The sequence below is a fragment of the uncultured Flavobacterium sp. genome (genome assembly GCF_937967675.1).
Taxonomy (GTDB): Bacteria; Bacteroidota; Bacteroidia; order Flavobacteriales; family Flavobacteriaceae; genus Flavobacterium.
In genome coordinates, this window is sequence record NZ_CALBSN010000048.1 from 1 (window position 1) to 1585 (window position 1585).

The following is a 1585-nucleotide window of genomic DNA, read 5'->3' on the forward strand; positions in this document are numbered from 1 at the left end:
TTCTTGTTTTCCATAAGTAAAACTCAATTAATGAAATCGTTGTCAAAAAATTGAGAATGCAAATTTACAAACATTAATTTATTTAATAATACTAATTAAAAAGAAAAAGGTCTAAACTTAGTTTAGACCTTTCATAAAAACTTTAATTTCCCCCTACAGAAATAAAATCTTTTACTATTATTTGAACCAAAATTATGAAAGGTTTTTAATTGTATCAGTTCAAAAGTAATAACTGTATCAATTTTATTAATAAGTGTAATTAAAACATCTTAAATAAAAAAAGGTCTAATAAAATATTAGACCTTATCGAAATTTCATTATCCCCCAACAGATAAAAAATATTTATTACTTATTCGAAGATAAAGAAGTAGGATAACAAAAAATAAATAAGTAGCTTTATTTTAAAAAAAAATACGCATATATAAAATTACACTGAAAAGAAGTAAAAAAAAAGGTCTAATTTTAATTAGACCTTTGTGAAAAAATCTTTATTGTCCCCCTACAGAAATAAAAATTCTTATTATTACACAGCTAAAGTATAGCAAGAAAATGAGTTCACAAAGAAAATAGCTATAAGTGAAATTATTTTATCATAATTTTAAAAAACAACAATATTTTCCTGTTTTTGATTGCTTTATATTAAAAAAAAAGCCTAGTTTAAACTAGGCTTTAATGAAAAAAATCTTTATTGTCCCCCTACAGAAATAAAAATTCTTATTATAGCTGGAACTAAATTAGTGGATTAGATAAATTTAATTCTTATAATTAATTATATGTTTAAAAAAAAAACTCATAATTAAAAAATAGATTTATTCTTTCCTATATTTCTTCGTTTCTTCAAAAACGTATTCTAAAATTTTAGCATCTTGTTCCGTAAATTCTACATGACGGCGACTCATTACAATTTTAGCGGTTTCGAAAGCTTTTTTAGTAATGTAAGTGGTGAATCCAGAAGCGCCACCCCATGAGAAACTTGGCACAAAATTTCTTGGAAATCCAGAACCAAAAATATTAGTCGAAACACCAACCACCGTTCCCGTATTAAACATCGTATTGATACCACATTTACTGTGATCACCCATCATTAATCCGCAGAATTGTAAACCTGTACGGGCAAAGCCTTCGGTTTCATAACTCCACAAACGTACTTCTTCATAGTTGTTTTTTAAATTGGAATTATTCGAATCGGCACCAATGTTACACCATTCTCCTAAAACAGAATTTCCTAAAAATCCATCATGCCCCTTGTTTGAATATCCGAATAAAACCGAGTTATTTACTTCGCCACCAATGCGACAATGTGGCCCAACAGTTGTTGCTCCATAAACTTTTGTTGCTAATTTTACTTGCGCTTCTTCGCACAAAGCAAAAGGTCCACGAATAACCGAACCTTCCATAATTTCAGCATTTTTCCCGATGTAAATTGGTCCAGTTGAAGCGTTTAAAGTTACGAATTCTAACTTCGCTCCTTCTTCAATGAAAATATTTTCAGGAGCAATTACGTTGACGCTTTTTGGAATCGGTTGAGAGAATCTATCTTCGGTTAACAATTCAAAATCTTCACGAATAGCGGCATCATTTTTTG

Annotated in this window: 1 protein-coding gene; it reads right to left on the reverse strand. The window is 29.0% G+C overall.

All coding sequences use genetic code 11. The annotated features are described in order from the left end of the window. Positions 1-809: 809 nt before the first annotated feature. Positions 810-1585 (reverse strand): GlmU family protein (locus Q0075_RS03335; protein ID WP_297868275.1); only part of this gene is annotated, 776 nt, incomplete at its 5' end.